A 4,549-nucleotide genomic window follows, 5' to 3' on the forward strand; every position below is an offset into this window, starting at 1 on the left:
CGTCGCGGGGCGTGGCACGCGCATCTGCCGCGTTGTCGTCCCTCGCCTTGCAGCTGCACGCACCACGCCCCGCTCGGGCCGGCCGAGAGGCAACGTGCCCCACAGCCGACCTGATCCGGACGCCAGACCCTAGGGGTGTGCGGGCGTCCGGGTTCCCGTTTCGCGGTGCAGGACTTCTCGGAAGGTGTGCGGGGGGCGGCCCGTGACGTCGTGGACGGTGGTGGTGACGCGGTCCTCGGCGCCGTCGGCGATGGCGTGGTCCAGGGACGCCAGCATCGCCGCGAACGCGGCCGGGAGTCCCGCCGTCTCGGTCAGGTGGTCGCGCAGCTGCTCGGTGGTCAGCCGGTGGTGGGTCACGGGGCGGCCGGTGGTCTCCGTGCAGATGCGGGCGATGTCGTCGTAGGAGAGGGTTTCCGGGCCGGTCAGGATCAGGTCGGTGTCCGGGGCCCGGTCGTCGGTCAGGACGGTGGCGGCGACCGCCGCGATGTCGTCGGCGTCGATGAAGCCGACGCGGCCGGTCCCCGTGGCGGAGCGGATGACGCCCTCCTCGCGGATGGCGGTGGCATGGGCGTGGGCGCCGGTGAAGTTCTGCATGAACCATGACGGTCGCAGCACCGCCCATTCCTCGAAGAGCCCCGGCAGCGCCTCGTGCACGGCGCCCACGGCCGGGCCGCCCGCGGCAATGGCCGAGGAGCTGAGGAGCACGGCCCGGCGCACCCCGTGGGCGCGGGCCCGTTCCAGGAAGGGCAGCATGACCGCGGCCGGGGCCGGGTCGCCCACGGGAGGCACCAGGTAGACACGGTCGGCCCCGGTCAGGGCGGGGTCGAAGCTCGCGGGGTCGTACCAGTCGAAGCGGACCGGGTCGGCGCCCGCCACCGGGACCGCGCGGCGCGAGGCGGCCCGCACGGGATGTCCGGCCGCGGCCAGCCGGGCCGCGGTACGGCTGCCGGTGGTGCCGGTCGCGCCGATGACGAGCGTGGTGCCGGAGCCGGTCGCGGGGCTCATCGGGTGCTCCCGGCAAAGTCGGTGGCGGGGTCCTGCAGGGCGAGGGGGTTCCAGTAGTCGCGGTAGGAGGTGATGCGGCCGTCCCGGATCTGGACGACCGCGATGTAGGTCATGTCGAACGGGGCGCCGGTCGCCACCAGCCGGCCGACGCCGCGCATCTCCACCACGATGGTCCCGGGCTCGGTGGTCTCGTGGACGCGCAGCTCGGGGAAGTCGTGCAGGTCGATGTGGTCCGGGTAGTGGCGCATGTAGGCGGCGACGGCCGCCCTGCCCTCCAGCCGCCGGGGCCAGCCGTCCGGCGCGAAGGGGAACTCCATGACACCGTCCTCGGCCCACAGGCCGACCCAGTCCTCGATCTTCTTGTCCAGCAGCAGGCGCAGACCGTGGCGGTAGAGGTCGCCGGGGGCGAGCGGAGCTGTCGCGGGCATGGTGTCTCCGTCCCGTGGAATCTCGTACGATGGCAAATGCGGACCATGGGTCCGCTTCTTGCTTCACCGAAAATACGGACCCCGGGTCCGGATTGCAACCGGGAGACCACTCATGGCCGAGCGCAAGCCGCGCAAGGACGCCGTACGCAACCGCGCGGCGCTCCTCGCCGCCGCCGACGACCTCTTCGCGCGCTGTGCGAACCCCGAGGACGTCACGATGGCCGACGTCGCCGCGGCGGCCGGCGTCGGCAAGGCCTCGCTGTTCCGCGCCTTCGGTGACCGCACCAGCCTGATCCGCGAGCTGTACGAGGCACGCCTCGCGCCGATCGAGCGGGCCGTGACCGAGGGTCCCGCACCGCTCGGGCCCGCCGCGCCCGCGCCGGTCCGCGTCCCCGCCCTGCTGGACGCCCTGCTCGCCTTCAAGCTCGACAACCGGCACCTGGCGCTGGCCCTGGAGGCGACCGGCAGCGACAGCCCCTACCGGACCGACCACTACGACCGCTGGCACCGCCTGCTGCGCGAGGTGCTGGAACAGGTCCCCGGAGTGGACGACGGCGACTTCACCGCGCACGCCCTGCTCGCCGCCGTCCGCGCCGACCTGGTCGAGTACCTGGCCGGCGACCGGGGCCTGGGCGGGGACGAACTGCGGGCCCGGCTCGCGGCCTTCACGGCACGGGTCCTCGGCGCTGCCGGGGCCGACTCGGCGTCGGCAAAGGCACCGGCCGGGCGGGCGTAGCGTAGAGGACATGACGAAGTACGGATCCTTCCCCGGTACGCGTCCCCGACGGTTGCGCACCTCCCCCGTCATGCGCCGCATGGTCGCCGAGACCCGGCTGCACCCCGCCGACCTCATCCTTCCCGCGTTCGTCCGGGAGGGCGTCAGCGAGCCGGTGCCGATCACGGCGATGCCCGGCGTCGTGCAGCACACCCGGGACAGCCTGAAGAAGGCCGCGCTGGAGGCCGTGGAGGCCGGGATCTCCGGGATCATGCTGTTCGGTGTGCCGGAGGAGGCCAAGAAGGACGGCCTCGGCACGGCCGGCACCGACCCGGACGGGATCCTCCAGGTCGCCCTGCGCGACGTCCGGGCCGAGGTCGGCGACGACCTGCTCGTCATGTCCGACCTGTGCCTGGACGAGTTCACCGACCACGGGCACTGCGGCGTGCTGGACGCCGAGGGCCGCGTCGACAACGACGCCACCCTGGAGCGGTACGCCGAGATGGCCCAGGTGCAGGCCGACGCCGGCGCCCACGTCGTCGGACCGAGCGGCATGATGGACGGTCAGATCGGCGTCATCCGTGACGCGCTCGACCAGATCGGCCGCGAGGACGTCGCGATCCTCGCCTACACCGCCAAGTACTCCTCGGCCTTCTACGGCCCGTTCCGGGAGGCCGTGGGCTCGTCGCTGACGGGCGACCGGAAGACGTACCAGCAGGATCCGGCCAACTGGCGCGAGTCCCTGCGGGAGCTGGAGCTGGACCTGGCCGAGGGCGCCGACATGGTGATGGTCAAGCCGGCCGGCCCCTACCTCGACATCCTCGCCCGGGTCGCGGACGCCGTGGACGTGCCCGTCGCCGCCTACCAGATCTCCGGCGAGTACGCGATGATCGAGGCCGCCGCCGAGAAGGGCTGGCTCGACCGGGACCGGGCCGTCTTCGAGACCCTCACCGGCATCAAGCGGGCCGGGGCGCGCACCATCCTCACCTACTGGGCCACCGAGGTGGCCCAGAAGCTGCGCTAGCCGGCGAGGCGTCACCAGTTGCTGATGGCGTCCAGGTCCTGCCGCCAGTACGTCACCTTCAGCGTGCTGTCGTAGTAGACGCCCTTGGCGGGCAGCGACGGGGTCGCGGACGCGCCGCCGCTGCTGTTCGGGGTCATGCCCTGGAAGGCCACCGTCAGCTTGCGGCCCGTCGTGCCGCCGGTGCCGCTGCCGTCGGCGGCCGACAGCAGCACGCCCGCGTACCCGGACTCGCCGGGCGCCAGGCTCACCACGGCCTGCGGCCGGGTGCTCTCGTCGGCCTGCGGCACCCACTGCATCTGGTCGAAGCGGAGCACCGGGTAGTACGGCAGCTCGCAGGTCTTGCCGCCCGTGTTCTTCACGGTGATCAGCATGTGGTTAAGGGGGCGGCTGAGGGGCTGCGCGGTGACGGTGGTGTTCGCCCCGTTGCACAGCACCACCGAGCCGCCGGCCCGCGTGCCGCCGCTGTGGGCGGGAGTGGCGCTCGGCCGGGTGCCGGGGGCGTGGGTACGGGCCGCGGGCGTGCCGGTCGCGGCGCGACCGCCGGTGCCTTCGGCGGCCTCGGGCGTCGTCGACGTGCCCTCGGGGGTCTTCGACGCGGCCGAACCGGCCGTCCCCGACGGGCGGGAGGCACCCTCGTCCTCGGTCCCCGTCCCGCTGCCGCACGCCGTGAGCGCGAGGGCGGCGACGGCGGTGCCGGTGGCGGCGAGCAGACGAATATGGCGCATACGCATAGCAAGTCCTCTTTCGGGCTGGGCCGGTTGGCGTGCTTGGATTGACCACAGCCTGTGGGCCGGCCCGTCCCGGTGGCCAGCAGCCACCGGAGATCCGGGACGCTGGAACGCCCACACAGGCTTTGACCAGCGGAAACGGACTGTCCCTGGAACGCCGGGATGGGACGAGGGGGCGGAGGTACGGTGTCGGACGGCACGGATGGAAGCGGTTTCGCCGAGCTGCTGCGGGAGTTGAAGAACCGCTCCGGGCACAGCTACGGCACGCTCGCCAAGCGGCTCCACATGAGTACGTCGACGCTCCACCGGTACTGCAACGGGGACGCCGTACCGACGGACTACGCGCCCGTGGAGCGCCTCGCGCGACTGTGCAAGGCCACGCCCCGGGAACTCGTGGAGCTCCACCGGAGATGGGTGCTGGCGGACGCGGGCCGGGGGAGGAAGGGGGCGGAACCTGAACCGGCGCGAGACGAACGGGCGTCCGCGCCCGAGCCCGTCTCTGCGCCCGAGCCCGTGCCTGCGCCCGCGCCCGGGCCCGAGCCCGCGTCAGGATCCGAAGCCGCGCCGGAAGCCGAATCCGAAGGCGCGCCGGAAGCCCGGTCCGAAGCCGCGTCGGAAGCCGGGCCCGCGCTCGGGCCCGGGCGCGGGC

6 protein-coding genes are annotated in these 4,549 nt (G+C 73.3%); 3 read left to right on the top strand and 3 right to left on the bottom strand.

Annotated elements, in window-relative coordinates; genetic code table 11:
• Nucleotides 1-129: 129 nt before the first annotated feature.
• Both CCN44_RS40260 and CCN44_RS40265 read right to left on the bottom strand, forming a co-directional pair.
• Entirely contained in the window at nucleotides 130-1,005 is an 876-nt protein-coding gene (locus CCN44_RS40260) for an NmrA family NAD(P)-binding protein (RefSeq protein WP_086704085.1), read from the bottom strand.
• On the bottom strand, nucleotides 1,002-1,433 hold the full coding sequence (locus CCN44_RS40265; protein ID WP_086704087.1) for a nuclear transport factor 2 family protein: 432 nt from the start codon (nucleotides 1,431-1,433) through the stop codon (nucleotides 1,002-1,004). Before CCN44_RS40265 ends, CCN44_RS40260 begins: the two co-directional genes overlap by 4 nt.
• Nucleotides 1,434-1,545: 112 nt before the next feature.
• On the opposite strand from CCN44_RS40265, the gene CCN44_RS40270 reads away from it, so the two are divergent.
• Nucleotides 1,546-2,169, top strand: coding sequence for a TetR family transcriptional regulator (locus tag CCN44_RS40270; RefSeq protein ID WP_086704090.1), 624 nt, complete (start codon nucleotides 1,546-1,548; stop codon nucleotides 2,167-2,169).
• A gap of 10 nt (nucleotides 2,170-2,179) precedes the next feature.
• Nucleotides 2,180-3,172, top strand: coding sequence for a porphobilinogen synthase (gene hemB, locus CCN44_RS40275; protein WP_059251709.1), 993 nt, complete (start codon nucleotides 2,180-2,182; stop codon nucleotides 3,170-3,172).
• Between the two features lie 11 nt (nucleotides 3,173-3,183).
• Here hemB and CCN44_RS40280 read toward each other — a convergent pair whose 3' ends face one another.
• The gene (locus CCN44_RS40280; protein ID WP_059251711.1) at nucleotides 3,184-3,897 is read right to left on the bottom strand and encodes a DUF4232 domain-containing protein; all 714 of its coding nucleotides are present in this window, start codon (nucleotides 3,895-3,897) and stop codon (nucleotides 3,184-3,186) included.
• Between the two features lie 189 nt (nucleotides 3,898-4,086).
• Between CCN44_RS40280 and CCN44_RS40285 the strand changes: the two genes are divergently transcribed.
• A partial coding sequence (locus tag CCN44_RS40285) for a helix-turn-helix domain-containing protein (RefSeq protein WP_414820552.1) occupies nucleotides 4,087-4,549 on the top strand: 463 nt, incomplete at its 3' end.

This window comes from Streptomyces tricolor (assembly GCF_002155905.1).
Lineage (GTDB): Bacteria > Actinomycetota > Actinomycetes > Streptomycetales > Streptomycetaceae > Streptomyces > Streptomyces tricolor.

What these genes read in the sequence shown, in the direction of transcription:
- hemB (WP_059251709.1), top strand. Translation starts at nt 2,180, where the DNA reads ATGACGAAGTACGGATCCTTCCCCGGTACGCGTCCCCGACGGTTGCGC.
- CCN44_RS40265 (WP_086704087.1), bottom strand. Translation starts at nt 1,433, where the DNA reads ATGCCCGCGACAGCTCCGCTCGCCCCCGGCGACCTCTACCGCCACGGT.
- CCN44_RS40260 (WP_086704085.1), bottom strand. Translation starts at nt 1,005, where the DNA reads ATGAGCCCCGCGACCGGCTCCGGCACCACGCTCGTCATCGGCGCGACC.
- CCN44_RS40270 (WP_086704090.1), top strand. Translation starts at nt 1,546, where the DNA reads ATGGCCGAGCGCAAGCCGCGCAAGGACGCCGTACGCAACCGCGCGGCG.
- CCN44_RS40280 (WP_059251711.1), bottom strand. Translation starts at nt 3,897, where the DNA reads ATGCGCCATATTCGTCTGCTCGCCGCCACCGGCACCGCCGTCGCCGCC.